The 24,601-nt window shown below is 65.1% G+C and carries 36 protein-coding genes and 1 tRNA gene; 21 read left to right on the forward strand and 16 right to left on the reverse strand.

Annotated elements, in window-relative coordinates; translation table 11 throughout:
• Window positions 1–4 precede the first annotated feature (4 nt).
• The 7 genes from ACSDHM_RS16510 to ACSDHM_RS16540 form a co-directional block, all read right to left on the reverse strand.
• A complete protein-coding gene (locus ACSDHM_RS16510) occupies window positions 5–517 on the reverse strand; it encodes a hypothetical protein (protein ID WP_231352330.1) in 513 nt (170 codons plus the stop codon).
• Window positions 517–1,047: a hypothetical protein gene (locus ACSDHM_RS16515; RefSeq protein ID WP_439426414.1), complete on the reverse strand. Its 531-nt coding sequence runs from the start codon at window positions 1,045–1,047 to the stop codon at window positions 517–519. The genes ACSDHM_RS16510 and ACSDHM_RS16515 overlap by 1 nt, the downstream gene beginning before the upstream one ends.
• A complete protein-coding gene (locus ACSDHM_RS16520; RefSeq protein ID WP_439426982.1) occupies window positions 1,034–1,588 on the reverse strand; it encodes a hypothetical protein in 555 nt (184 codons plus the stop codon). Before ACSDHM_RS16520 ends, ACSDHM_RS16515 begins: the two co-directional genes overlap by 14 nt.
• Before the next feature lie 22 nt (window positions 1,589–1,610).
• Window positions 1,611–2,612, reverse strand: a complete 1,002-nt coding sequence (locus ACSDHM_RS16525; RefSeq protein ID WP_439426415.1) for a YdaU family protein — start codon at window positions 2,610–2,612, stop codon at window positions 1,611–1,613.
• Window positions 2,612–2,902 carry a hypothetical protein gene (locus ACSDHM_RS16530; RefSeq protein WP_197637084.1) on the reverse strand — a complete coding sequence of 97 codons (291 nt, stop codon included), beginning with the start codon at window positions 2,900–2,902 and terminating at the stop codon, window positions 2,612–2,614. The genes ACSDHM_RS16525 and ACSDHM_RS16530 overlap by 1 nt, the downstream gene beginning before the upstream one ends.
• Window positions 2,903–2,994: 92 nt before the next feature.
• Window positions 2,995–3,321: a hypothetical protein gene (locus tag ACSDHM_RS16535; RefSeq protein WP_439426416.1), complete on the reverse strand. Its 327-nt coding sequence runs from the start codon at window positions 3,319–3,321 to the stop codon at window positions 2,995–2,997.
• Complete coding sequence (locus ACSDHM_RS16540; protein WP_064239326.1) at window positions 3,318–3,920, reverse strand: hypothetical protein; 603 nt, start codon at window positions 3,918–3,920, stop codon at window positions 3,318–3,320. The genes ACSDHM_RS16535 and ACSDHM_RS16540 overlap by 4 nt, the downstream gene beginning before the upstream one ends.
• A gap of 126 nt (window positions 3,921–4,046) precedes the next feature.
• On the opposite strand from ACSDHM_RS16540, the gene ACSDHM_RS16545 reads away from it, so the two are divergent.
• A complete protein-coding gene (locus ACSDHM_RS16545) occupies window positions 4,047–4,310 on the forward strand; it encodes a hypothetical protein (protein WP_180845896.1) in 264 nt (87 codons plus the stop codon).
• Window positions 4,311–4,468: 158 nt separating this feature from the next.
• On the opposite strand, the gene ACSDHM_RS16550 is transcribed toward ACSDHM_RS16545, so the two are convergent.
• The gene (locus ACSDHM_RS16550) at window positions 4,469–4,705 is read right to left on the reverse strand and encodes a Cro/CI family transcriptional regulator (RefSeq protein WP_439426417.1); all 237 of its coding nucleotides are present in this window, start codon (window positions 4,703–4,705) and stop codon (window positions 4,469–4,471) included.
• Between the two features lie 77 nt (window positions 4,706–4,782).
• Between ACSDHM_RS16550 and ACSDHM_RS16555 the strand changes: the two genes are divergently transcribed.
• On the forward strand, window positions 4,783–5,490 hold the full coding sequence (locus ACSDHM_RS16555; RefSeq protein WP_439426418.1) for a S24 family peptidase: 708 nt from the start codon (window positions 4,783–4,785) through the stop codon (window positions 5,488–5,490).
• A gap of 2 nt (window positions 5,491–5,492) precedes the next feature.
• Here the strand turns inward: ACSDHM_RS16555 and ACSDHM_RS16560 are convergent, their stop codons facing one another.
• The gene (locus tag ACSDHM_RS16560; protein WP_439426419.1) at window positions 5,493–6,191 is read right to left on the reverse strand and encodes a hypothetical protein; all 699 of its coding nucleotides are present in this window, start codon (window positions 6,189–6,191) and stop codon (window positions 5,493–5,495) included.
• Window positions 6,192–6,315: 124 nt separating this feature from the next.
• Between ACSDHM_RS16560 and ACSDHM_RS16565 the strand changes: the two genes are divergently transcribed.
• From ACSDHM_RS16565 to ACSDHM_RS16610, 10 genes are all read left to right on the forward strand, one after another.
• Entirely contained in the window at window positions 6,316–6,831 is a 516-nt protein-coding gene (locus ACSDHM_RS16565) for a hypothetical protein (RefSeq protein WP_231352333.1), read from the forward strand.
• Window positions 6,828–7,112 (forward strand): winged helix-turn-helix domain-containing protein, encoded by a 285-nt coding sequence (locus tag ACSDHM_RS16570; RefSeq protein ID WP_439426420.1) that lies wholly within the window; start codon window positions 6,828–6,830, stop codon window positions 7,110–7,112. The genes ACSDHM_RS16565 and ACSDHM_RS16570 overlap by 4 nt, the downstream gene beginning before the upstream one ends.
• On the forward strand, window positions 7,109–7,333 hold the full coding sequence (locus tag ACSDHM_RS16575; protein ID WP_439426421.1) for a hypothetical protein: 225 nt from the start codon (window positions 7,109–7,111) through the stop codon (window positions 7,331–7,333). The genes ACSDHM_RS16570 and ACSDHM_RS16575 overlap by 4 nt, the downstream gene beginning before the upstream one ends.
• A 190-nt stretch (window positions 7,334–7,523) precedes the next feature.
• Window positions 7,524–7,769, forward strand: a complete 246-nt coding sequence (locus ACSDHM_RS16580) for a hypothetical protein (protein WP_439426422.1) — start codon at window positions 7,524–7,526, stop codon at window positions 7,767–7,769.
• 19 nt (window positions 7,770–7,788) lie between these two features.
• Window positions 7,789–7,995 carry a hypothetical protein gene (locus ACSDHM_RS16585; RefSeq protein WP_315805995.1) on the forward strand — a complete coding sequence of 69 codons (207 nt, stop codon included), beginning with the start codon at window positions 7,789–7,791 and terminating at the stop codon, window positions 7,993–7,995.
• 10 nt (window positions 7,996–8,005) lie between these two features.
• A complete protein-coding gene (locus ACSDHM_RS16590; RefSeq protein WP_439426423.1) occupies window positions 8,006–8,458 on the forward strand; it encodes a hypothetical protein in 453 nt (150 codons plus the stop codon).
• Window positions 8,459–8,567: 109 nt separating this feature from the next.
• Window positions 8,568–9,101, forward strand: a complete 534-nt coding sequence (locus tag ACSDHM_RS16595; protein ID WP_439426424.1) for a hypothetical protein — start codon at window positions 8,568–8,570, stop codon at window positions 9,099–9,101.
• Window positions 9,094–9,456: a hypothetical protein gene (locus ACSDHM_RS16600; protein ID WP_439426425.1), complete on the forward strand. Its 363-nt coding sequence runs from the start codon at window positions 9,094–9,096 to the stop codon at window positions 9,454–9,456. Before ACSDHM_RS16595 ends, ACSDHM_RS16600 begins: the two co-directional genes overlap by 8 nt.
• Window positions 9,453–9,740, forward strand: coding sequence for a hypothetical protein (locus tag ACSDHM_RS16605; RefSeq protein ID WP_439426426.1), 288 nt, complete (start codon window positions 9,453–9,455; stop codon window positions 9,738–9,740). Before ACSDHM_RS16600 ends, ACSDHM_RS16605 begins: the two co-directional genes overlap by 4 nt.
• A gap of 189 nt (window positions 9,741–9,929) precedes the next feature.
• On the forward strand, window positions 9,930–11,636 hold the full coding sequence (locus tag ACSDHM_RS16610) for a DNA cytosine methyltransferase (protein ID WP_439426983.1): 1,707 nt from the start codon (window positions 9,930–9,932) through the stop codon (window positions 11,634–11,636).
• 17 nt (window positions 11,637–11,653) lie between these two features.
• Here the strand turns inward: ACSDHM_RS16610 and ACSDHM_RS16615 are convergent, their stop codons facing one another.
• Window positions 11,654–12,481, reverse strand: a complete 828-nt coding sequence (locus ACSDHM_RS16615; protein WP_439426427.1) for a hypothetical protein — start codon at window positions 12,479–12,481, stop codon at window positions 11,654–11,656.
• Between the two features lie 221 nt (window positions 12,482–12,702).
• Between ACSDHM_RS16615 and ACSDHM_RS16620 the strand changes: the two genes are divergently transcribed.
• The 4 genes from ACSDHM_RS16620 to ACSDHM_RS16635 are packed head-to-tail and all read left to right on the forward strand — an operon-like array spanning window position 12,703 to window position 14,117.
• Window positions 12,703–12,951, forward strand: coding sequence for a hypothetical protein (locus ACSDHM_RS16620; RefSeq protein ID WP_057503226.1), 249 nt, complete (start codon window positions 12,703–12,705; stop codon window positions 12,949–12,951).
• The gene (locus tag ACSDHM_RS16625) at window positions 12,948–13,520 is read left to right on the forward strand and encodes a hypothetical protein (protein WP_439426428.1); all 573 of its coding nucleotides are present in this window, start codon (window positions 12,948–12,950) and stop codon (window positions 13,518–13,520) included. The genes ACSDHM_RS16620 and ACSDHM_RS16625 overlap by 4 nt, the downstream gene beginning before the upstream one ends.
• Window positions 13,517–13,930 carry a hypothetical protein gene (locus ACSDHM_RS16630; protein WP_439426429.1) on the forward strand — a complete coding sequence of 138 codons (414 nt, stop codon included), beginning with the start codon at window positions 13,517–13,519 and terminating at the stop codon, window positions 13,928–13,930. The genes ACSDHM_RS16625 and ACSDHM_RS16630 overlap by 4 nt, the downstream gene beginning before the upstream one ends.
• Complete coding sequence (locus ACSDHM_RS16635; protein ID WP_439426430.1) at window positions 13,917–14,117, forward strand: helix-turn-helix transcriptional regulator; 201 nt, start codon at window positions 13,917–13,919, stop codon at window positions 14,115–14,117. Before ACSDHM_RS16630 ends, ACSDHM_RS16635 begins: the two co-directional genes overlap by 14 nt.
• Before the next feature lie 65 nt (window positions 14,118–14,182).
• On the opposite strand, the gene ACSDHM_RS16640 is transcribed toward ACSDHM_RS16635, so the two are convergent.
• The 5 genes from ACSDHM_RS16640 to dtd form a co-directional block, all read right to left on the reverse strand.
• Window positions 14,183–14,809, reverse strand: coding sequence for a DUF4760 domain-containing protein (locus tag ACSDHM_RS16640; RefSeq protein WP_439426431.1), 627 nt, complete (start codon window positions 14,807–14,809; stop codon window positions 14,183–14,185).
• Between the two features lie 392 nt (window positions 14,810–15,201).
• Window positions 15,202–15,277: transfer RNA gene (locus ACSDHM_RS16645), tRNA-Ile, on the reverse strand.
• A gap of 40 nt (window positions 15,278–15,317) precedes the next feature.
• Window positions 15,318–15,629, reverse strand: coding sequence for a hypothetical protein (locus tag ACSDHM_RS16650; protein ID WP_088496105.1), 312 nt, complete (start codon window positions 15,627–15,629; stop codon window positions 15,318–15,320).
• Window positions 15,630–15,894: 265 nt separating this feature from the next.
• Window positions 15,895–17,748 (reverse strand): RNA polymerase sigma factor RpoD, encoded by a 1,854-nt coding sequence (rpoD, locus tag ACSDHM_RS16655; protein ID WP_088496104.1) that lies wholly within the window; start codon window positions 17,746–17,748, stop codon window positions 15,895–15,897.
• 90 nt (window positions 17,749–17,838) lie between these two features.
• Window positions 17,839–18,279 carry a D-aminoacyl-tRNA deacylase gene (gene dtd / locus ACSDHM_RS16660; protein WP_005419588.1) on the reverse strand — a complete coding sequence of 147 codons (441 nt, stop codon included), beginning with the start codon at window positions 18,277–18,279 and terminating at the stop codon, window positions 17,839–17,841.
• 61 nt (window positions 18,280–18,340) lie between these two features.
• Between dtd and ACSDHM_RS16665 the strand changes: the two genes are divergently transcribed.
• The 4 genes from ACSDHM_RS16665 to ACSDHM_RS16680 all read left to right on the forward strand — a co-directional run bounded on the left by ACSDHM_RS16665 (window position 18,341) and on the right by ACSDHM_RS16680 (window position 22,596).
• Window positions 18,341–19,261 (forward strand): lauroyl acyltransferase, encoded by a 921-nt coding sequence (locus ACSDHM_RS16665; protein WP_005419590.1) that lies wholly within the window; start codon window positions 18,341–18,343, stop codon window positions 19,259–19,261.
• Between the two features lie 87 nt (window positions 19,262–19,348).
• Window positions 19,349–20,485, forward strand: coding sequence for a GTP cyclohydrolase II RibA (ribA, locus tag ACSDHM_RS16670; RefSeq protein ID WP_088496103.1), 1,137 nt, complete (start codon window positions 19,349–19,351; stop codon window positions 20,483–20,485).
• 75 nt (window positions 20,486–20,560) lie between these two features.
• The gene (locus tag ACSDHM_RS16675; protein WP_005419594.1) at window positions 20,561–21,061 is read left to right on the forward strand and encodes a PH domain-containing protein; all 501 of its coding nucleotides are present in this window, start codon (window positions 20,561–20,563) and stop codon (window positions 21,059–21,061) included.
• A complete protein-coding gene (locus ACSDHM_RS16680; RefSeq protein WP_072167252.1) occupies window positions 21,058–22,596 on the forward strand; it encodes a PH domain-containing protein in 1,539 nt (512 codons plus the stop codon). Before ACSDHM_RS16675 ends, ACSDHM_RS16680 begins: the two co-directional genes overlap by 4 nt.
• Window positions 22,597–22,727: 131 nt before the next feature.
• On the opposite strand, the gene ACSDHM_RS16685 is transcribed toward ACSDHM_RS16680, so the two are convergent.
• Window positions 22,728–23,786, reverse strand: coding sequence for a CDP-glycerol glycerophosphotransferase family protein (locus ACSDHM_RS16685; RefSeq protein WP_072167253.1), 1,059 nt, complete (start codon window positions 23,784–23,786; stop codon window positions 22,728–22,730).
• Between ACSDHM_RS16685 and ACSDHM_RS16690 the strand changes: the two genes are divergently transcribed.
• Entirely contained in the window at window positions 23,785–24,591 is an 807-nt protein-coding gene (locus ACSDHM_RS16690) for a glycosyltransferase family 2 protein (RefSeq protein ID WP_088496602.1), read from the forward strand. The genes ACSDHM_RS16685 and ACSDHM_RS16690 overlap by 2 nt on opposite strands.
• The last annotated feature ends 10 nt before the right edge of the window (window positions 24,592–24,601 follow it).

Genomic DNA, 24,601 nt, shown 5'->3' on the forward strand with positions numbered 1-24,601 from the left:
GCGTTCAAGAGAACACCTCCGTTTTCCAGCCGCCGCCTGGGGCGCGCTGGACTGCCAGGAATCGAAACGGGTACATCTCGGCGGCCACCTTCACCTTCACGCGGGCGTCTTCCTCCCAGTAGCCCTTCACCTCGTGGGCCTCCAGGTCACCAGCGGCCGTCATCACGAAGAAGTCGATGGTGAGGTGGGTCTTTTCGGCCAACTTCAGCTTCACGGACTCAAACCGGAACCATGCGATCTCGCCGGCGGCCAGCTGCAGCGCCAGATGCGCGGCATAGGCTTCTTCGGTCTTGTTCATCTCCCCGGGCACGTGCCGCGGCCTGCCGCGTGCGACCTTGCCGGCGGCGTTTCCGCTGCCAGAGGGCTGACCAGCAGACGGCGGACGGTAGGCGCGCGGCGCGGCCGGTGCTGGCCCGGCTGCCGGCGCACTGGCCTGCACGAGGCGGCGCATGCCTTCCGGCATGTCCTGCACGGTTGCGTAGCGCAGGGAGCGGCTGGATGTCTTCTTCGGCGGCATCAGGCAGATGCCTCCATAGCGCTCCACACTCGCATTGCGCGCTGCCGGAATGCGTCGAACTCCTGCCGGGCGCGTTGCTGCGCGGCCTGGTGCTCGCGGTCCATCTGCTCGAGCATGCAGTCGAATTCGACGTTAAGCAGTGCCATCAGCTGTTCCATGGACAACCCGCCGCGCGTGCGCTGCCCCGATGGTGGCGCGAGCATTGGCATGGCCAGCTGCTGCTGACCCGAGGGCGGCACCGGCGCACGCTCCACGCGGCCGGCCTCGGTCGCAGCCCACGTCGCCACCGGCCGCCCATCGCGGCCGCTGTCGCGGTTCTCGCACCTGCGCACCAGGCCATCACCGTCCAGCTCTCGCAGTAGGCCAGCCACGGCGGCCGTGCTCAGCAGCATCACCTCGCGCGGCGCGCCTGACTCGAGCGCGGCGTTGCCCATCAGTTCCAGCGCCTCCGCTGCAGTGCTCTCGCCGTGGATGCCCAAGCAGAACAGCAGCAGCTGCCGCTGGTAGGCGCGGATTTCAGCCGGCTCCATGCGTGCCTCCGAAACCCAGATCCGCCGCCGCCTGCGCCATGGCGCTGCGCGCGGCGTCGCGGTTGCGCACCACGTGCAGCTCTGGCTTGGGTGCAGGCAATGCAGCCATCGCCTCGGGCACGGCGCCGCCGTCCATGACGTGCTTCACCGCCCTCTCGTAGGCGTTGGCCAACATGCGCTGCTGCTGCGCGCCGCTCTCGGCCGTGGCGTAGGCATGCAGGTCCAGATTCGATCGCACCAGCACGGTGAACCCGCTATGAGCCTGGCCGGGTCGCATCTGGCCATCAACCTCTGCCAACGACGGCACGCCCAGGCACATGGCCCGGAATTGCCCGGGATTCGGTGGCCACTGCAGCGCACTGCGCAGGCAGTTACCCATACCGTCAGCGACCCGTCGTGGGGTGATGCCAACCAGCACCTGGAGCCACAGTTCACCGGCGGTGGTCAGGCTGCCCGCGTTGTTCACTGGGGCTGAGCCGTTCTCACGCACCCACTTCCCCGGAAACATGCCGGCCATCCGTTCCCACACCGTCCACAGCATGCTCACCGCGCGCTGGTCCGGCTCAGTGGTGGACGGGCTCGAACTCGACGTCGATGACGTCGCCGCCCGTTCCGCCAAAGCCGCCAACTCCCGCGCGCTGCTCGAATTGTCGCCGCTGCTCTGTGACCTGATCGGCAGAACCTGGCTGATGGCTTGCATTGGTGCCTCCGGTGGTATTGGGGATTGCGGGCATTGCGCCTGCCGCATGGCGATTGCGGGCGGTCTTGATTGCCCAAGGGAACGGGTTCGTGACCGGTGGCGATCGCGCCAGCCCTTCAGCGACCGTGTGCCCCAGCGTCTCGGGCGTCACGCCCTCCTTCAGGGCGGCCAGCAAGTCGGGGTGGCTCGGGTTGGTGGAATGGCAACCGGCCTTGCGCATCAGCAAGCACGCACGCCCCGCGTCGGTCACGCCTCCCAGAGATCCATGAGTGAGATGTGATGTATCTGGAGTAGTAATGGGGTCTGGGGTCTGGGTACCCGTGTTCACACCTGTGTTCACACCACATGTCACACGTGACTCTGCGTGACATGTCACGCGTGACAACTGATCAAATGTCACGCGCTCGTCGCCCGTGACATGCGTGACATGGAGCGCCTTCAGCTGTGCCATCGTGACCATTCCTCCCGGCACGACGCCGACGGCGCGCAGGTCTTCGAACAGCATGGTCCTGCGTGCTCGGGTGCGTGCCTGGCGCTCGGTTTCATTGCTCTTTCTGGCATCGCGGCGGCCTTGGCCCTCGGCAATACGGCCTTGCGCCTTGGCGATTTGTTCATCGCAGCGCTTGCTGTGCCGCAATCCGTCTTCTGCCACGGGGAAGTAGCGCTCAGCGACCTTCTTGACCGCAGCCTTGTCCGCCGCAGTGATTGCGCCGGCGATGATGTACAGCTCGGGCAGGCTCTCTGGCAGCGCCTGCTCTTCCGAGTAGTACGCCAGCATCAGCTTGAAATAGACGCCGTGGTCGGTCAGGGACAGTCGGGTCGTGTCCTTGAGGTAGTCGCCCGGATACATCTCGAAGTAGATCATCAGGGTTCCCCGGCACCGTGCTTGCCGCGTGCCGCAGCACCGGGGCTGCCAATCCTGGTCAGCTCATGCTCGTTGGGAGGCAGCGTCTCCAGCCGGTATGTCTCACCCAGGCTGTTGCGCCAGCGGTACGCTGTGGCGCGGCTCACGCCGAAGTGCCGGACAATGGCCTCAACGGTTGGGAAATCGCTGAGCTCGACTGCCCAGCGCATGAACTCCATGACGATCCTGGTGGTGTTGTAGCCGGCAAGGGCGTGCTGCGGCGCGCTGCGGCGCTGCTTCTTTTCAGACATCGCGGCGGCTACCGGAGCTACGGTCGGCTCTCGCTCAACCGGAGCGGTGCGGAGCGCAGGGCCACAGCGCAGACCGAGGGTCGGACTGATGTTCATCCCGTCGCCCCCGCACGACCCGATACGGGAACCTCACGCCCCATCGCGGTGCTCAGCTGCCGCTGGCCGGGAAGTCGCCGCCTGGCGGCCGCCGGATCGTTGAGGTCCTGCAGCGCGAGCTGCCAGCGATATGCCGTCGCGCGCGAAAGGCCGAATCGCTTCTGAAGTGCATCAACGCGCACCGGCTGCGGCTGCTCTTTTGCCCAGAGGACTACATCCACCATGGGCAGAAGCGGCACCACACTCTCAGGGATGCGACGGCCGGCACTGTCGAATTCGCTGACCACGGCGATTGCCCAGCTCACCATTGCACCGCCGCTCATCGCTGCGCACCCTGCACCGCTCGCGGCGCCAGATCCTGCAGGTGACCCGACACGTAGCGCTTGGCCGTAACCAGTTCCGCCTCGAGCTGACCGATCTCGTCCAGCGCGCGGCGCAGCTCAGGTATGTCCTTCGGGCAGATGCGGCCGTCGGCCAGGACGTTGGTGATCGCTTCGAGCGTGTGGCCGAACTCCACCGACAGGCGGGCCACAGCCAGCACGCCGGCATGCGGCTCCATCATCGGAATACGGGCACCGAGAAAGCCATAGCGCTGGGCCAGTTCGCGCGAGCAGGCGTCGCGCCAGTGCGGCGGCAGCGCACGAACCCACGACTCTTCCAGGTCAACAGGCATCTTGACCGTGCCGTTGCGGATGCGGGCAATGAGCTGGCCGTTGGACTTCAGCGCTTTTTCGGTGCTGTCGGCGTCTACACCGACATGGAAGTGCAGAATGCGCTCGGCTGGCGCTACGTCCGCCATGTACTGCTCGGCGATCGCCTGGGCAAGGCTGCTGTCGGTGTGGCCGCTGTTGCGGATGGCGTCGGTCGTGTGCCGGAACACCACCGCAGAGCGCGGCTCGTGGTACTGAGGATCAGGCTTCATTTACGCACCTCGGGAGGCGATGCAAAGTGGTCGCCATGGACAGGACGACCGGAATTCAAAGGCTTGGAGCCGCCCTCCTTGCGCTAGGCTGGATGTGCTACCAACACAGCCCGCAAGGAGGGCGACATGGACGGAGTGAAATTCACCGCAGAACAGCAACTGATCTTTCGTTTGATCGGCGAAGTGGAACTGCTCAAGGGCTGCGTTCTGGACCTGATGGCTTCGCGACGCGACCCCGCAGGTGCCGTAGCCTCCATCGAAAGCGCCAACCGGAACGCAATGGCAGTCATCAACGAGATGCTCTCGAACGATCCACCACCTCGGATGGTCTGCCTTGGGCATGCAGATTCATTGGCCCGGACATGGTCGGAGGCACTGCAGGCGCCCTAAGTCCCGCGCAAATGAACTGCCCGCTCGGAAGCTGGACAAGGCCAAGCGTTGGAACTGATAACGCCTGTAGGCCGGCCAGCTTCCGGGCGAGTGCATTCCATTGCGCAAATGCGCTGATACGGCGATGGATCGCCAGGCGTCGCTTCAGGGCGCTCATCTCAGGCGACCTCCACTGGCACGATCCGGTCAGCGTCGGGGTCGCCTTCCGCAGGTCGCTCAAGCGCCTGGAAATGGGCTGGCATCAGCACAAAGCGCAGCTTCAGCGCCCAGAGGTCGTCGATCTGCCCCTCGGGCCACTGATAGACAGCCGACGGCGTGATTCCGAGAGCGCGTGCGAGCGCGGCTGCATTGCCCTCGTAAGCGGCAATGGCTTCTTCCTTGGTGATCCGAGGCATGTTCATGCCACCTATATAAGCACGCTTCCATTACACATGCAAGCACGCTTACTTAACGGACTAATAAGCTCGCTAACATGACTACTGCCCTCGCCACCCGCTTGAAGCGCGCACGATCAGAGTGCGGCATCACCGAACCTGCTGACGCGGCACGCCGTGCTGGCATCACGCCATCGGCGCTGTATCAATTGGAGGACGGCAAGACCAAGTCGCTAAGTGGAGAGACGGCAGTCAAGCTCGCCCGCGTCTACCGACCATTTCGAGTGGAATGGTTGATCACTGGCGAGCTGCCCGAGCGATGGGATGAGTCTCATGGCACTTTGATATCAACCAGTGAGACGCTCGCTGGATATGTTCGCTTCCGAGTTATGGAAGGCGAAGCATCAGGGGGCTTTGGCGCAATGAATCAGGATTTCCCAGATGTGGTCAGGGAGCTCGACATCGCAGAGTGGCAGGTGCGCCAGCAGCTTGGGTTCGTACCAGAAGCTGACCGTGTTCGACTCGTCACCGTGCGGGGCGATTCGATGTATCCCGACATCAAGAACGGTGACGTCGTTTTTGTTGACGTGGCCAAGGACTACTTCGACGGGGACGGCCTGTATCTGATCAACCTACATGGCCTGACATACGTGAAGCGCCTGCAGCTACTGCGGGACGGGCTGCATGTGATCAGCACCAACAGGAAGTACCTGAGTGAAGTTGTGCCACCACAAGAAGCGGATCAGCTTCATGTGGGCGGCAAGATCCTGGGCCTGGCTTTGCTGCGCAGTGCCCAGGAAGTCTGAAGTTAGAAGGATTTCTCGTTCTCAGATTGGCGAGCCATTTCGCGCGCCCTCTGCGCCTGTGTGAGAACGACGATGAGACCTGCATCGACAGTGCCGACGATACCGTTGAACTGAACATAGGCATCTGGAAGATCCCACACAGCTTTGGGGCTGGAGAACCTAGCTCCTACGCCGCTAATCACTTCAGTCGTCTCCTGCAAGGTGGGCTTGCCCAGCTTCTGCTTCAGCTGCCCTAGCAGTTCGTTGGCATGACGGAAACCATCGGTTTCCACGTTCAACCCTTCAATCCTTCCATCCACCACGATGGCCGTCACCGCTTGGGTGCCGGTCGGCCTTTTGTTGTCCATAGGCGCGATCGGAAGGGTTCTGTTGTTGCGGGTGTTCAGACGGGGGTCGGGACGCATACTGAAAGTCGCCCAGCAAGCGGACTTACGCGAAGCCACGTTGTACAAATTGCCACCATACGCCTGCTCCTGCGGACACTCACGCACCAACGGGCCGCCGAGGGTGATTCCCATAAACTCAAAGCCAGTCGCCGACGCTGCTTCATCGACGCCCGTAGACGCTCCCGTCTTCCTGACCTTATTGGGAACTTCCAGCCCGATTACCTGGCGCTTGATCTCGAGATGAGAACCGGACTGCGCGTGCACCGATCCGATCAATCCGCCGACGGCCAGTACCGCCACCTTCCGCCATTCCATCCCGTGTCTCCTTCTCCATGGAAGGCTAGCGTAGAAGTACGCTGAATAAGCGTGCTTGCATTCTCCGTATTAGCGTGCTTTTATAGCGTCGCAGTCGGCTACTGCCGCCAACGGAGACCTTGCAATGCCCCTGACCCTCAACACCATGCGCACCGCCCGCGTCGGCCTGGCCGCCTTGGCGTGCTTCACCGCCCTAGGCGTGGTTGCTTGGGCCACCCCCACCGATGCACCCGCCGCGGCTACAGACGACGCGCCGAACGGGCTGGTGATCACCAGCCCCCGCATCTGCGCCGCTCTGGCTGTGTATGAGCTGGCCGCCGGGGACGATTGGGCACTGCGTGCCACCGTCGCCAACACGACCCTCAACGCTTTCCGCGATGCAGACCGGGTGCCCGACTGTGCGGCAGGCGTCACTGCGGCGCTGACGCAAAACTTCGAGCCGGCGCGCTGGCAGCTTTCCCTCGATGCAGCCGATGCCGTCCTGAGCGGCTCCTATGAGATTTCCCCGGCGGCATGCGTCCGGGCCAATGCGGTTGTCCCCCTGTCGACCGCAGACGGCAAAGAGCCGAGCACCTCCCCGGTGCTGGCCCGGGCGCAGTGCGTCATGCACGAACTGGCCTTCGTGGAGGTGGCGCCGTGATCACCGGCCTCCTTACCGAACCACGCGCCGCGATGATCGGCACACAGCGCCTGCCCCTGAGCCCCACCGAATCTAAGGTGCTGGAGCTGATCATCAACGCAGGTGACACCCCGATCAGCCGCTCCGCGCTGGAAGAGAGCCTGTATGGCGGTGCAGGTCGTAAATCGAACACCGTCGAGGTGACCATTTGCCGCCTGCGCCAGAAGCTGGCCCAGCACGGCTACCGCATCAATGCCACCCGCGGCCGTGGCTACACGATCAGCCAGGCCGGTGCAGCATGATCACCGCCATCACCTATCCACTCGCCCAGCGCGCGGCCGTCGCCGCCAAGGCAGCCGCTACGGCCGCCACTGGTATGGGCTTTGACCCGAACCTGGTCGCCGCCGCCGCCGACGTTGCCGCGCGCGCAGTGCTGGAGCGTCGCGCCAGTGCCGGCCGAGCCATCGCCGATGTGCGCAAGAACCTTCGGCGCATGCTGCGGGCACAAGGCGGTGCCGCATGAGAGCACCCGCGATCAAGCTCCCAGCACCTGACCTGACGCCGGACCAGCGCGCGGCCTTGGAGCGCGCGAAGCGCCCCCGCCGGCATCCCTACCGCGTGTACTGCACGCACCAGGCGAGCGCGCAGCGTCAACGCGAGGCGGAGGAGCAGCGCCAGCGCGTCGCGCCGAACCTGCACAGGTTGGTGCGCTGATGGACGGCCTGCATCCGATCGGCGGCGGCCTGGACGCGGTGATCGTCAGCACGGCCACGCCGACGCCTGAAGAGAGGCTGCAGCGGTACGCGGCGGCAGTTGCTGCCCACCCGTGCCGCTGGTTCACGCTGCGCGTGCAGTTCGGCCAGATCCTGCAGCGCTCGCTCAAAAACGGCATCCGGGTGGGCTACGCGGCGTGGCAACGGCAGATGCCGGCCCTCTGGCCACGCACACAACTCCGCTGACGCTTCGCCGGCGGCATCCATGGACCTCCGCAACCAGCTCGACATCTTCGACCACGACCCAGCCCGCCTGGCCAAGGCCAACCGCGTTGCGGCCGAGAACGCCCTGACCGATCCGTTCTTCTCCGCGAAGGTCCGACAGGACCGTCACGACTACTACATCGCCGAAGCCGAACGCCTTGAGCGCTTGGCAGCCATGGCCGAGAAGCCGGCCACCACCGCAGCCTGAGATCTCCCGAATGAAACAGCCTCAGCCCAGCGACGCCAAACCTTCAACTCCGATCCCCGATAGCGCGATTGAAGCGTTCCGCGCTGCCTACGCAACCCATGGCACCCAAAAGGGCTACGCCGAGGCCATCCGCGCCGGGCTCGCCGCCGCAGCGCCACTGATCAGCCATGACGCCATGCTCTCGCTCGAGCAGGATGCGCAGGCCTACCTGGTGCGCCAGCTGGACATTGCCCTGAATGGTGAAGCAGCCGCAGCGCGCGAGCCAGTGCTGGCTGATCTTCTAAGCCAGTGCCAGGAAGAGGCTTCCCGCCGGCATGGCCCCGTGCTGAGGACGATGCCCGTCAGCACCGAAAACCACCTGAAGTCGGTGCTGAAAGACATGGCCCGTAGCGCGCACCACGCCAGTGACTTCGCGACGACGTTGCTCAATCTGATCAACACCAGGGAGGTGCACTGTGGCTGATCGCCAAAGGATTTCCGCCCTTTCCGCCCAGCCCTCCCTGGGTGGTCAGGGGGATGCGCTGATTGAAGCAGCGAGGATCGTAGCGAATGCCGCACACGACCGCGCCTTGATGAGCGACATCCTTAGCGGCATGAGGGCGCATGAAGCTCAATCTCTGAAATCCGCAATCCTCGCACTCGACGCCGCGCTCGCCGCTCGCCAGCCGGTGGGGGAGCCGGTGTGCAGCGGCGGATTTGTGATCTCCAACGGCAGTGGCGAGAAGTACATGGCATGGGGGCAGGTTGGCCCCGAGTGGACCGCAGACAGGTCCGCCGCGCTGTGGCTGGTTCGTCGCGCCGACGCCGAAGCACTGGCAGCGGAGAACGAGGACGCATGGTCCATCCTTCCGGTCGAGCGTTGCGCGCTGCCGCCGAACGGCTGGGCGTGCACGCTGGCAGCGGGGCATGAGGGTCCGTGTCCGACCATCGCAGCCTCGCCCCCGCAGGCCGTGGACCTGGGGCAGTTCCGGCCTGCAGTTGAGCTGATGGAATGGCAGGAGCGCGGGCACGCCAACCCGGACTTCCCGCGTGGCGACGCCAAAAAGCACGCCGAGGCGCTGCGACTGCTGGCCCTGATCGACAGCCAGGCGGTGCGCAATGGCTGACCAGACGACCTCCGGAGCTCTGCCGGATGCCGAGCTGCAGATTCTTCGCCACGCCTTGGGCGTCGGCGAAGGCGGCTTGGAGCGCAGCTACCGCAGTCACTTCGTCACCGGCCCAGGCGGCGCCGACCACCGGCACTGCATGGCGCTGGTCGAGCGTGGATTCATGGTGCGGCGCGCGGGGAACGCGATCACCGGCGGCAGCGACGTGTTCAACGTCACCCAGGCTGGCCGTGCAGCGGTGCAGGCGCACACTCCGCCGCCGCCGAAACTGACCAGGTCGCAGCAGCGCTACCAGCAGTTCCTGCGCTACGACGGCGGTGTGACGTTCGGCGAGTTTCTGCGGGGCTGGCGATGACTACGATCACCACAAACACGCGCAGCGCAATGCATAGGCCAGAGATCATCGGCGGCGACGCTATCGCTGAGGCAAACGGAAAGCTCTGCTCGTTCTCGATGCGATGGGAACTCGATGGCGACTACATACGCTGCAGGATCTGCCAGCGGCCTCAGCTGACCAGCTACGCACACTACCCGTTCCCGCACGTTGACGGCTGCAAGGGCGCCCAAGCGCATGAGGCAAACCCGTGGATCACGTTTGTGCAGCTGCTGGCTCCGCTCAGCCAGGCGGTGGGCAAATGAGAGGCATGCCCATTGGACTGTGCTGCGTCTGCGATGAGCCGCTCGACCTCGCCGACGCTGGCGTCTGCAAGACCTGCGGCAACGGCTTCTGCTGGAACGAATGCGGCCAATGGCACCGCGGCGAACACACCTGCTCCACCTGCATGGACGCCGATGACAGCGACCAGGACGACGACGAGGACGATTCCAATGGCTGACGGCTCCCGCGCTTTCAACTTCCCAATGCCGCAGCGCTCCCGGCTGCGCCCCGGCGAGATTGTTGTGGATCTGTTCGCCGGTGGTGGCGGCGCATCGGAAGGGCTCAAGCAGGCCCTTGGCATCGATCCCGCCCTGGCCTACAACCACGACGAGTTGGCCATCGGCATGCACGCCGCCAACCACCCGCTGACCCAGCACCACCGCGAGGATATCTGGCACGCAGACCCACGCGTGGACGTGGCCGGCCGGCCCATCGGCTGGTTCCATGCCTCGCCGGACTGCACCCACTTCAGCCAGGCCAAGGGCGGCCAACCGCGCAGCCGCAAGACCCGCGCACTGTCGTGGGTGGTGCTGAAGTGGGTTGGCCAGCTGCTGCGCGCTGATCGGCTGCACGGGACCAACACCGCGCCGCGCATCATCTCCATGGAGAACGTATGGCAGATCCTGACCTGGGGTCCGCTGGTGGCAAAGCGCTGCTCCAAGACCGGCCGGGTGATCACCCTAGACTTGGTCCAGGCCGTGCATCCGGAGTCGGGAAAGCCACTGTTCCGGCGCGGCAAGCCGGTCATGGTCAACCGAGTCGCCGACAAGGGCGAGCGGGTGCCCGTCGAGCGCCAGGCTCTTGTCCCCCATAAGCGCTACAGCGGCCGCACTTGGCGGCAGTTCGTCGCAGCACTGCGGGCGCTGGGCTACGCCGTGGAGTGGCGGAAGCTGGTGGCCAGCGATTACGGCGCCGGCACCAGCCGCGAACGCCTGTTCCTGCTCGGTCGCCGCGATGGCCAGCCCATCGTGTGGCCAGAGCCGACCCATGGCACAGCCCCGGGACTGAAGCCGCGCGTGACTGCTGCTGACTGCCTGGACTTCTCGATCCCCTGCCCGTCCATCTTTACTCGGGATCGGCCGCTGGCCGACGCCACCATGCGCCGCATCGCCAAGGGCGTCATGCGGCACGTCATCAACTCGGCCGATCCCTTCATCGTCCCTGCAACGCACCAGGGCGGCGATCGCGTGCATAGCGTGCGCGACCCTATGCGCACCATCACCGCCGCCAATCGCGGCGAGCTGATGCTGCTGGCGCCCGAGCTGGCGCCGTTCCTCACCGAGCATGCCAACGCAAGCCGTCAGCGGACGATGCCGGCGGGCGAGCCACTTCCTACCGTCTGCGCCGGGGTGAAGGGTGGGCACTTCTCGGTGGTATCCCCGACACTTGTCCAGAAACGCTGGGGAACTGGCAGCAAGGATGCTCGCTCACCGGTCGGCACGGTCACTGCCAGTGGCAATGGCGGGCATGCGGTGGCACAGGCGGAGCTGGCACAACTGTCCCCCGAGCAGGAGGCAGGTGCCCTGCGAGTTGCCGCGTTCCTGGTGAAGTACTACGGCAGCGGCATCGCCGTGGGGCTGCATGACCCCGTGGACACGGTCACCACCAAGGACCGCCTGGCGCTGGTCACCGTGGTCATCAAGGGCACGCCCTACGTCATCGTTGATATCGGCCTGCGCATGCTCAAACCGCATGAGTTGTTCCGCGCGCAGGGCTTCCCGGTGACCTACATCATCGACCGCACCGCCGACGGAACGGTACTGAAGACCACTGCGCAGGTTCGAATGTGCGGCAACAGCGTCAGCCCGCCCCCCATGTTCGCGATCGCAGAGGCGAACTTGGACCGGGTGCCGGCCGACATGGCGGTGGCGGCATGACTGAACTCTGTAAAGGACTACCCAATCTGATAGCCCTCGGGAAGAAGCCCCACGTAGCTCATTCCCGAGACTTCCATCATGAAGGATCCATTCTGGGTTTCGCGTGCCCTTCCTATGAAAAGAACCTTTCTACCAACGAGCCCGGTAATTGCTTCAAGTTGATATCTCGCCTCGAGCTTCTTCGCGAGAGCGGGCAGGATTTCAAATCCCAAGGCCGGCTTCGGAGCGCCGTTGAAAACTTGCGTGTTGTAGTACTGATTGGTCCGCGTCAATTCGCCCCAATAGCCTCGGAGCTCACCCACATGTTTCTTACGATCTGCTTTGGGTATCTCTACAAAAAACTCATTCACCGGAATATCGCCGCCAGGCGTAGCGATCACCAAGTTGCTCGTTTTGAAGCTGGGGGCTGCGTACAGCCACTCCAGCAGTTTGTCCGCATTACGTTGAATCTTCGTCTTTGCGGGCTCCCCTCCACCGGCAAATCGCCTGCCACCCCCACCTCGCTCTTGGTGGCCACGCACACCACCGGCTCTGCCCTCAGCACCGTCTTCAGCACTCATCCCCAAGATGATCTTGGTGTTATCGGCTTCAAGCCTTTGCACGAGGTCGTCTCCGGCCTCACCCCAAGGGTCTTCCGAGCGGACCGCCAGCTGGCAATTGTCGAGGTGCCTTGCTCCGAAACAGGGACCGCGACCGGATACGGAGGCCTTTCGAAAGTACCCCGGCTCTTTGCACTCGTCGCAGATGAAATTACGACGAAGTGCTTGGATCTGCTCTGGGGGCAGAAGCGAGAACTCCAGGGCGATGTGCTTCTGCCCCGTAATGGTGTTGAACGCGAAATCCATACGCCCCCCCCATGCGAAAGTTTCTATTTAACTTTCACAATTCTTAAACGCCTCCGCCTCCTAATGCAATCGGATATTCCCTACCCAACGCATGCTCCGACCGATTCACCTGAGCCCACTCCCTCGTTCCGCGGGGCCGGTGCGTGACTCCCGGCCCAAAGGTCTCGGCTACTAAGGCTGCTCTACGCGGTCCGGCGCCGGTGCACGCGTCGGTTCGCGACATGATCCGCCGCCACTGCCGGGAGCACGGCAAACAGCTGGCCTGCCTTGCGCCGGCCTGGGGCTGCCAGGTGTTCAGCGTTTGGCGCGCATTCGGCCGGACGTCCCGCCCCCTGCAGCCGCATCAGGTTGAGGGCGCGATCACAACGCTGCAGCTGGACGAGTTCGATGCGAACGAGCTACGGCTGCGTGCTGCTCGCGAAGCAGGGTGGCACATCGATCCCAAGATGCTGCTCGAGGGCGGAGCATGAGCGGCGATGCCTCGACCATCAGCACAGCACCGCCGCAGACTGCGAGTGACGCCGTGCGCGAGATGCGAGCAGCAGGCCGCGCCGGTCATGCGGTGCCGGCCGATCAGGTGAATCGATGGGCCACCACGCTGATGCGTCTGTTCGGTCAGCAGCGAGCCGTCAGGCTCGAGCAATGGGGCGGATCGTTCTGGTATCAGATCGATGAAAGGCAGTGGTACCGAGCCCTTGCAGCTGGCGAACAGGTCCGGGCTCTTTACACCCAGCCGCTTCTCCACGAGGTTCGCAGGGCCGGCAAAGATCGGGATCACATCTGGTCGGCGGATCGAACGCACTGCACCGTCTGTAACGACCCCTTCGATTGGGCCGATCCGTACTGCAACCCACCCAAGCCGCCGACGCCCATCGCGCTGAAACCCCAGCCGTTCAATCCGTCCTGGGTTCTCCCGCTGCTCGACCGACTGGAGCGAGCGTTGAAGCGTGAAGGCAAGCGGGAAAGGGACGAGTGGGGTTTCCGAATTGCGCAGATGCGTAAATCAATCGATGAGCATACGAAGGAGAAATCACATTGACCGTTGAGCACATCAAGGCCGCCCCGAGCGAGCGGTCACCACTGATCCACCAGCAGCGCGCAGCCATAGCGGTTGCAGCAGCGCTCGAAACCGCCCTGACCAGCACGCGCCCCGCCAGCGGTGGCGGCGGCGGCGCATTGACCTTCACGTTTGCCGGCGAGCCTCAGCTGCTGGCCGCGTGCGACGCCTGGCGCGCATACGCCCTCGCCACCATCGACACGCCGTCGCCGCTGGCGGCGACGGCGACCCAGCGGCTGACAGCCCAGATCGGCCTCGCCCTTTTCGATGACCCCACAATGGACCTGACACAGATCGCAAACCTTGTGACCACGGCACGGTCGGATTCGCACACTGCGCTGCTGTTGGCGCCCACCACTGAAGTAACGGAGGCCCGAGATGGGCGCAGCTGAGAACTTCCCCGAAGTCCTTCTGAAGCTCGAGCAGGTCGAAGCCCAGACCGGGATGAAGAAGAGCTACATCTACCGCGAGATGAAGAAGGGGACCTTTCCGCCCAAGCTCAAAATCGGTGGAGGGAGTCGTTGGTATCAAAGCGACGTACAGCGTTGGATTACGACCAAGAGAGAGCTGCTCAGATAGCAGCTCTTCGACGAAACAACGGGCTGATCGTAACCGCTAAAAATATGTGTAGTGAACAATAAGCTCTAGCGCGACTCAGCCTCAAGCTCCTGCACGAGCGTCTGAAACTTGATCAATATCGCAGTGTTTTTGGACTCTGCTCGCCATGCATCGATCAATGCACGTGAATGCCTGAAGCTGTCGATCATGATCGTTCTCCAAGCGTCAACAATCATGTCGCGGCAGAATATTCCACGTTCAATGCATATCGCCACATTCTCGAAATGGTTAAGAAGATAGGTGATGTCCGACCTATCACCATCGATGCGCAGGCAACGCGCACCGTAGTCGTCATCACTTTCACCTTCCAACCGGGTAGGCCTAAATTCCTGGCTGGCCAGGACTTTGATGTTTAGCTCTGTACCGTTGTAGTACATATCAACCGCCCGCCATCCGCGCTGCAGCTTCTCATCACCGCGACTTTCCAACAGAAGCCGAGCCGTCTCGCGCCGCTTAGCGATCAATCTTGACTCAGCGATAGATGCTTCCTGTCCACCTTTCGATGCTTCTATCTGCTCTTTTACTGAAAGCAACTGAGCTTTGACAGCGTCTTCTGCGTGCTTCAATTGCCGAAGCGCAACAAGTACACCAACAAGGAGCACAATGCTGTTGAATCCTGGCGTGTTAAGAAAATCCCCTATAGCCGACAACATCCTTTGTCCCCTGTAGTCCAGAAATAGCTCCGCCCGCTAATAAGCGGGCGGAGGTTGGTGAATGCTCAACGCTTTTTAGAAACCGCCGACAACTTCACGCATGGCACACTCCTATGTGGGGTGGGTGGGGCCTTCGCAACCAATGTCGCGCAACTTGAAGCAGTCTGCAAGTGCTGGAAGGCGATGCTGTTAAGCAAGACGCAGAATTCTTCCAACAAATGCTCGCAACCGCAAGTGCCATCGCAATCTCGTGCCGCTTTGATACTGAATGAGATTGGTTGCGTGGCTTCGCTCCCGGTGGACACTATCCCACAAACGGTCACCGAGCGGTCACCGTGCGGCACTGGCTTGACGAGGAAGGCACTGCGGATGATCCTAAGTGCCTGATTCGATGGTGGGCCCACCAGGATTCGAACCTGGAACCAAGGGATTATGAGTCCCCTGCTCTAACCGTTGAGCTATAGGCCCTGCGCAGCGCCACAGTGTAGTGGAGGCCGCCCACGATCGGCTACCCGGCAGCAGCAAGAGCCTCAGCAACGCGCCCCAACCGCTTCTCCGCCGCTTCCGCAAACCACATCTGCCGCCGCAGATGTGCCTGGAACAGCGCCACCGTCCGCCTGGCCTCTTCCAGTCCCTTCTGGTTGCCGCCGCTGAAGCCGGCAAGCAACCCAGCTTCAGGCAGCGTCAGCAGCGCATACGTCGTCCGACGTGCAAACCCCAACGGATCCTCACACTCATCCCGCATCACCTCATCCCAGTTCAGCAGCGGCGGGAAATCGATTTGCACGGGCTCAGGCATATCGTGCTCCACATCATTCATGGCGTGACTCCAGATGCATGACGAATCAGTGCCGCAGGCCGCATGTGATGTACGTGACCTGCTGCGCGCTTGCATCAGCGCCGATGAAGATCGGCCTGCCTACGCGATGTGTTGAGCATCTGCACGGTCAGCGTGCGACCGCCGCGGGACGTAATCAAATGGCAGATGCGACATCGTCAGGATCCGACCGGCATGGCCGGGAGCTACTAAAGAAAAACCCCGCACCAGGCGGGGTTTCTCTCAACGCTTCAACAGCCGCTGGCTATCAATCGATATCCAGGAAGCTGCGCAGCTGCTCCGAACGGCTCGGGTGACGCAGCTTGCGCAGGGCCTTCGCTTCGATCTGGCGGATGCGCTCGCGGGTCACGTCGAACTGCTTGCCGACCTCTTCCAGCGTGTGGTCGGTGTTCATGTCGATGCCGAAGCGCATGCGCAGCACCTTGGCTTCCCTCGGGGTGAGGCCGGCCAGCACGTCGCGAACGGTTTCGGACAAGTTGATGTTGGTGGTGTTCTCGATCGGGGACTCCACGTTGGTGTCCTCGATGAAGTCGCCCAGATGGGAATCCTCGTCGTCGCCGATCGGGGTTTCCATCGAGATCGGCTCCTTGGCGATCTTCATCACCTTGCGGATCTTGTCTTCCGGCATGTCCATTTCCTTGGCCAGCTCCTCCGGCGTAGCCTCGCGGCCATACTGCTGGAGCATCTGGCGGGAAATGCGGTTCAACTTGTTGATCGTCTCGATCATGTGCACCGGAATACGGATGGTGCGCGCCTGGTCGGCGATCGAGCGGGTGATCGCCTGGCGGATCCACCAGGTGGCGTAGGTCGAGAACTTGTAGCCGCGGCGGTACTCGAACTTGTCCACGGCCTTCATCAGGCCGATGTTGCCTTCCTGGATCAGGTCGAGGAACTGCAGGCCACGGTTGGTGTACTTCTTGGCAATCGAGATCACCAGGCGCAGGTTGGCCTCGACCATTTCCTTCTTGGCCTTGCGCGCCTTGGCTTCACCGTAGGCCATGGCACGGCTGATTTCCTTCAGCTCTTCCAGGTCCAGCTGGGTCAGCTTCTCGATGTCGATCGTCGCCTGCTGTTCGGCGATGATCTGGTCCTTCACTTCGCGCAGGGCCGACGACCACTTCTGCTTGCGCTTCAGTGCGTCTTCCACCCACTCCAGGTTGGTCTGGTTGCCTTCCCAGGAACGGATGAAGTCCTTGCGCGGCATGCGCGCGGTGACGGTGGCCAGGTTCAGCACACGGCGCTCATGCGACTTGATGTCGGCCATCGTGTCGCGCAGCTGCTTGGTCAGCACGTCGGTCAGCGGCAGCGGCAGCTTCAGGGTGACGAACACCGCCGACATCTCTTCGCGCAGGCGCGGCAGGTTCTTCTTGTCGCCCTTGGTCGCGGCCTTCTTGAAAGCGTTGAAGGCATCGCTCAGTGCCTGCATGCGCGCGGCGACTTCCTCCGGATCCGGACCGGTCGGTGCGGCTTCTTCATCGCCACCGTCGACATCGTCGTCCTCGTCCTCGTCGCCTTCGGCGTCCGCATCGGCGCTGTCATCGGCAATGACCGCCGGCGGTGCCGGCTCTTCGTCGACCAGGTCGTTGAAGCCGACGATCACTTCGGCCAGGCGCTTCTTGCCTTCCTTGTGGGCTTCGTAGTCGTTCAGCAGCGACTCGACCGAAACCGGGAACTGACCCAGGGCGGCCTGGACCTGCGAAAGGCCTTCCTCGATGCGCTTGGCGATGGCGATTTCGCCTTCGCGGGTCAGCAGCTCGACGGTGCCCATTTCGCGCATGTACATGCGCACCGGGTCGGTGGTACGGCCACCTTCGGTGTCGAGCGCGCTCAGCGCGGCGGCAGCTTCTTCAGCCGCAGTGTCATCGACTTCGCGGTTGCCGGTGTTGCCATCGTTGAGAAGCAGGGTTTCCACATCCGGCGCAACTTCATGGACATCAATGCCCATGCCGTTGATCATGCCGATGATGTCTTCGATCTGTTCCGGGTCGACCATGTCGTCCGGCAGATGGTCATTGACTTCGGCGTAGGTCAGGTAGCCCTGTTCCAGGCCCTTGCTGATCAGTTGCTTGATTTCGGATTGGGCAGGACGTTCGTTGGCCATGTAGTGCTCGCGCCACCGGCTAGGGAGAAATAGGGAACGTAGCATTATACCAGCCCGGGGCCCCGCCTGCCGGGCGGTGGTCCCGCAGGCTCAGGGCCTGAGAAGGAAGGTCACGGGACCGTCATTGACCAGGCTGACGACCATATGGGCACCAAATCGGCCCGTTTCCACCCCGGGCGCGTGATTTTCACGACAGATCTCGACAAATCGATTGAACCCGCGTTCAGCCTCGTCCGGCGGTGCGGCGGTCGTGAAACTGGGGCGCATGCCCGAACGGGTATCGGCGGCCAGGGTGAACTGGCTGACCAGCAGCAGGCCGCCGCCGGTGTCGCGCAGCGACCGGTTCATCTTCCCGGCCTCGTCGGCGAACACCCGGTAGCCCAGCAGGCGCTCGGCCATCCGTCGCAGCTGGGCCTCGGTATCGCCCGGTTCCATGCCGACCAGGGCCAGCAGGCCGGGGCCGATCTGCCCCACCACTTCCTGGTCGACGTGGACGGCGGCCTGGCTGACGCGCTGGATCAGGACGAGCATCGTGGGCTTCCAATGAACAGGGCCGGCCACGATAGCAGCGCCCTTGGCTAAACTGGCGCCGATGAATCCGCAACGCAAAGCCCGGCTGGTCTACCGCGCCACCACCCTGTTCGCCCGCCTGCCCTGGCCAGTGCTGCGGGGATTCGCGCATGCCCTGGCGTGGACGTGGGTCCGTCTCAACGCTCGCGAGAGCCGCGTCACCCGTCGCAACCTGGAACTGGCCTACCCGGAACTGGACGGTCCGGCGCGCGACCGCCTGCACCGCGAGCTGCTACGCTCCACCGCCCTGCAGGCCATCGAGACGCTGCGGCTGTGGAGCCAGAGGCCCGCCGACAACCTGCGCCTGCACCTGAAGCAGCGCCACGGCGAAGCCCTGTACGACGCGGCGCTGGCCAGCGGCAAGGGCGTGATCGTGGCCGCACCCCACTTCGGCAACTGGGAGCTGCTGAACCAGTGGCTGGCCTCGCGCGGGCACATCGCCATCGTCTACAAGCCACCGGAGGACGAGGCCAGCGACGCCTTCCTGCAGCTGGTGCGGGGCGGCCAGAACGTGCAGCAGGTGCGCGCCGAGGGCCCCGCCGTGCGCCAGCTGTTCAAGGTGCTCAAGGACGGCGGTGCCACCGGCATCCTGCCCGACCAGCAACCCAAGGCCGGCGACGGCGTGTTCGTGCCGTTCTTCGGCGTGCAGGCACTGACCATGACCCTGGTCAACCGGCTGGCCGAGCGCACCGGCGCCACCGTGCTGTATGGCTGGTGCGAGCGCATCGGGCCGGACATGGAATTCGCCCTGCACATCGAGCCGACCGACCCGGCCGTGGCCGACCCGGACCCGCAGGTGGCGGCCACCGCGCTCAACGCCGGCATCGAGCGCATCGCCCGCCGCGACCCGACGCAGTACCAGTGGACCTACAAGCGCTATACGCTGCGGCCACCGGGCAGCGGCGAGGAAGACCCGTACGCGACCGAAGAGCATCCGCACTGACGGTCGCACCACGCGGGCCCGTCCGGCCCCTGCGACCGGCGGCCGCACCACGTTGAATACGACGCCGTCGCCCCCATAGAGACTGCGATGTCCGCCTCCCCCGGTCCTGCCATGCCTGCTGCCTCTTCCCTGTTCGGCGACCCCGCCGCGATCCGCTGCGAACGCGCGGTGGCCGAACTGCGTGCCGGTCGCCCGGTACTGCTCCACGATGGCCAGGGCCAGCGCCTGGCGGTGATTGCACTGGACAGCGCCACTGCCAGCAGCTTTGCCACGTTCGCCGCTGCCGCGCGCGAGCGCCACTACCTGTTCCTGACCGCCACCCGCGCCCGCGTGCTCGGCGTGGAAGCACCGGAAGGCGCGCGCCTGCCGCTGGCCGGCATTGACTTCGATACCCTGCCCTCGCTGGGTTACCTGCGCGAGCCCGGCCCCATGCCCGACGACTGGGCGGCCGGCGACGCCTTCGATGCCGGCGCGGTGGAGCTGGCCCGCCTGGGCCTGCTGCTGCCGGCGATGGTCGCGGTGCGCCTGGACGTGGATGACCACACGTTCGACGGTGCCGCCGAGGTGGCCCTGTGCGACCTGGCCGAAGGCGCAGCACATGCGGCCCACGACTACGAACTGGTGGCGCGTTCGCCGGTACCGCTGCGCGACGTCGGCATGACCACCTTCGCGGTGTTCCGCGGCGGCGTGGCCCAGCGCGACCAGGTCGCGATCATCGTCGGCGAACCGGACCTGTCGTCGGTGGTACCGGTACGCGTGCACTCCTCGTGCCTGACCGGCGACCTGTTCGGCTCGCTCAAGTGCGACTGCGGCGACCAGCTGCGGCGCGGGCTGCGCAAGCTGAAGGAACTGGGCGGTGGCGTGCTGCTGTACCTGGACCAGGAAGGCCGCGGCACCGGCATCGCCGCCAAGATGCGCGCCTATGGCTACCAGCACGACGGCCTGGACACCATCGACGCCGATGCGCAGCTGGGCTTCGGTGCCGACGAACGCCGCTACGGCAGTGCGGTGGCGATGCTGCATGGCCTGGGCATTTCGCGCGTGGCTCTGCTCAGCAACAACCCGACCAAGGCACAGCGCCTGCGCAATGCCGGCATCGAGGTGCTGGACTGCATTCCGGTCACCGGCGAGATCACCGCCGAAAACGAACACTACCTGCGCACCAAGGCCGATCGTGCTGGTCACCTGCTGGATGTCGATGCGCTGATCCAGGCTGCCCAGTAACACAGCCGACCTGCTACCGTCTGCGCGGTGCGGCCACCGCCGCCGCCGCTCGCCCTGCCACCTGACGGAGCCCGCGTGACCGACGTCGCCCCTATCGCCCCGACCACCGAAGCCTGGCAATCGCTGCCGCAACGTGCCGCCCGCCTGGCCGCACTGGAAGGCGCCTTCGGCGGACTGTTCGTACCGGGTCTGCCACTGGCCGCAGCTGCCTGGTTCTTCGATCTGCCCGGCGGCCTGTGGACTGCCGCCCTGGGGCTGCTGATCGGCATCCTCTTCGGCGCCTGGCTCGGCCGCCGGCGACTGACCCGCACCCGCTGGCGCCTGGATGACCAGGGCCTGGGCCTGCGCCGCGACCTGATGTGGCAGCTGGAAACCCGCATTCCCATATCGCGCGTACAACACCTGGACCTGCGCCGGGGCCCGTTGGAGCGCCGCGCCGGCCTGGCCACGCTGATCGTGCACACTGCCGGTACCCGCATGAGCGCGGTCACCGTCAACGGCCTGGATGAAGCCGACGCCGAGCGCCTGCGCGACACCCTCTCGCACCAGCTCGACCAGGACGCCGACGCCCTGTGAGCCTGCCGCCGCCCCTGCCCGCATCGCTGCCTGCCGGTGGCGAGGACCATCGCCTGCACCCGTGGTCGTGGCTGTTCGTACTGCTGATGCAGCTGCGACACTACTTCCTGCCGCTGGTCGCGCTGCTGGTGTTCGGCCAGCGTGGCGAGCGCGACCCGATGTGGGCGCAGTTGATTCCACTGTCGGCGATCGCGGCACTGGTGCTGGTCTCGGTGCTGCAGTACCTCAGCTACCGCTACCGCATCGGCAGCGATGCCATCACCGTGCGCAGCGGGCTGCTGGCGCGCAACCGCCGCGAGATCCCGTTCGCCCGCATCCACAACGTGGAAGTGCGGCAGAACCCGTTGCACCGGCTGTTCGGTGTGGCCGAGCTGCGCCTGGAATCGGCCGGCGGCGTGCGGCCGGAAGCCGAGATGCGGGTACTGAGGCTGGACCAGGCGCTGGCGCTGGAACGGCTGGTGCGCCAGCGTGGGCAGGCACCGCAGCCCGCCGGCGTCGTCGCCACGCCCTCGATCACCGGGACCGACACCGAACAGGTGCTGCTGCGCCTGTCGAGCTGGGACGTGGTGCGCATGGGCCTGCTCTCCAACCGCGGATGGGCACTGGCGATCGCCGCCTTCGGCGTGCTGTTCCAGACCGTGCCGCGGCCGGTGATGGACGCGGCCATCCAGCGTGGCGGCAGGGAGGCCTTCGGCTACGCAAGCCACCTGCATCCCGGCGTGGCCGGCGCCTTCCTGCTGCTGGCCGCAGCCCTGCTGCTGGGCTGGCTGGCGCTGCGGGCGTTGTCGGTGGTGCTGACCCTGCTGCGCTATCACGGCTTCACTCTCAGCGAGCAGGATCGCCGGCTGACCGTCTCGGCTGGCCTGGTCAGCCGAACCCGCAGCAGTGTCGCGCGTCGCCGCATCCAGGCCTGGACGCTGTACGAGACCACCCTGCATCGCTGGTTCGGCCTGCGCCAGCTGCGCGTCGACAGCGCCGCCGGCGGCCCTTCGCGGGATCAGGACCGCGCTCTGCGCGAGCTGGCACCGCTGGCCCCGGCAATGCGCTGCGAGCAGCTGGTGCAGCACCTGTTGCCTCAACTGCAGTGGCCGCCGGCGCAATGGCAGTCCATTCCGCAGCGTGGCTGGTGGCGGCTGTGCCTGGGCGCGCTGCTGCTGGTTCCCCTGCTGGCCGCCGCCGCGTACTGGCGCTGGGGATCATGGGGCCTGATCGTGCTGGCCTGGCTGCCGCTGGCGCTGCTTGTGGCCCACCGGCAGATGGCGCGCATGGGCTGGTATCTGGATGACCACTACGTCGCCGTGCGCGGCGGCTGGTGGAAGCGCTGGTGGCGCTGGGCCGAGCTGGACAAGGTGCAGGGCCTGCGCCTGCTGCGCTCGCCACTGGACAAGCTGCTGGGCACCAGCAGCCTGCAGCTGGATACCGCCGGCGCGCATGGCGATGTGGCATTGATCCTGCACTACCTGCCGCAGGCGCAGGCGCAACAGGTGATGGATCAACTGGCGGCCGCGCTGGCGCGGCGCAAGCTGCGCTGGTAGGTAGTGCCGGCCGCTGGCCGGCAACCGCAGACATCCCCGAGGTTGCCGGCCAGCGGCCGGCACTACCGCGGCCGGGGGCCGCGCATCCACGCATGGCGTGGATCTACTGTAGAGCCGAGCCCACGCTCGGCTTACCGCTGCGACGGCCCCCAATACCCCAGGTCCTTGCGGATCTGCAGGTCGCGCACCCAGCTGCCGAACGGCTTGCGCCGCAGCACGCCCATTTCACCGGACAGGAAATCCTCGGTAGCCGCAATCACGCGCTCGCTGGACAGGCCATCGCGGTACGGATGGATGGCATCGGCGTAGCGCACGATCTCCGCCTGCAGCGCGGCGTCGGGATGCAGCGCGCGCTGCAGCATCGCCGGCAGCTGCACCGGGTCGTCGAAGTCGATCATGTGCGGCTTGGGCACCCGGTTGCGGAAGGTCACCACCGGCTTGTGCTGGACGATGAACTCCGAAACGATCGAGGACGTATCGGACACCAGCACATCGGCGGCGCGCTGTGCGGCCATCACCTGCTCCGGCTCGATGAAGCGTGCATTGGCACCGGCCAGCGCGCGGTAGCGTTCGAACAATTCCGGTGGGCACTTCGGGTGCAGGGTCAGCAGCCAGTAGCGGTTGCCCTCGGCGATGTCGGCAGCAATCTGCGCATGCAGGTGCGGGGCTGCGCTCAGGCGTTCGGTGAAGGTCGAACCGAACAGGATCACCGGGCGTCCTCCAGCGGCGGCGCGCAGCGCGGCGCTCTCGCCACCATCGTCGCGGAACAGCGGATCCAGCTTCGGCCAGCCGGTCTCGGCCACCGCGAAGTGGCCCTGCAGGGCCGCGATCTCACGGAACGGCCCGGTGGTGGCCGGCCCCTGCGTGCAGTACAGGTCGAACATGCCGCGCACCCGGAAGTGGCCGCGCGCACTGTCCCGCTTCTCCACGTTGAAGCCATGGAACAGCTGCACCTTGGCTCCCGAAAGGAAGGTCGGCACCCAGTTGGCGGCGCTGAACACCGCCCGCGGCCGCATTGCCAGCGCCTGCTTGAGGCCGATGTTGGGCACGCCCGGCAGCTGGCTGCCGGCCGCGCCGCCCTCGAACCAGGCCGCCACCTCCTGCCCGGAGGCGTGCAAGGCCTGCGCCAACGGGGCGAGAATAGGCAGCGCATAGCGCTCCGTCGCAAACAACAGGTACCCGGCCATCATGTCCTCCACGACCGCTCCCATCGAACGGCCTCGCATCTCGGCCTGCATTATCGCGTTCAACGAGGCCGGCCGCATCGGCGACTGCCTGGCCTCGCTGGCCTTCTGCGATGAGATCGTCGTCGTGGACTCCTACTCCACCGATGCCACCGTGGCCATCGCCGAGGCCGCAGGCGCCCGCGTGCTGCAGCGCCCGTTCGACGGCTTCCGCAGCCAGAAGGCGTACTGCGTCGAGCAGGCCGGCCACGACTGGGTGCTGTGCCTGGACGCCGATGAGCGGATCAGCCCGGAACTGCGTGCGGCCATCGAACAGGCCCGCGACGGTGGCTTCGCCGGCCATGCCGGCTATCGCTTCGCACGCCTGTCGGAGTACTTCGGCAAGTTCCTGCGCCATGGCAATGCCTACCCGGACCGGGTGATGCGCCTGTTCGACCGCCGCCGTGGCGGCTGGCGCGGCAAGCGCGAGATCCACGAGGCCGCCAGCGTCGATGGCAGTGTGGGTACCCTGCGCGGCGACCTGGTCCACTATCCCTACCGCTCCTTGCAGCAGCAGCTGGCCAAGACCGAGAAGTACGCGCGGATGATGGCCGAGCACGAGTTCGCGCGCGGTAAACGGGCCACGCTGGGCAAGCTGGTGCTGGCACCGGCCTGGCGGTTCTGGCGCGGCTTCGTGTTCCGTGGCGGCTTCCGCGACGGCTGGCATGGCCTGGTCTACGCTTATGTGCGCGCCAACTACGTGCGCCAGAAGACCATCATGCTGTGGATGCTGGGCAACGGCCAGGCCGTGGCCGACCCGCCGAACCCCTGATCGCCGGGCC

Origin of the sequence: Stenotrophomonas sp. T8 (assembly GCF_051853085.1) — a bacterium.
GTDB lineage: Bacteria > Pseudomonadota > Gammaproteobacteria > Xanthomonadales > Xanthomonadaceae > Stenotrophomonas > Stenotrophomonas sepilia.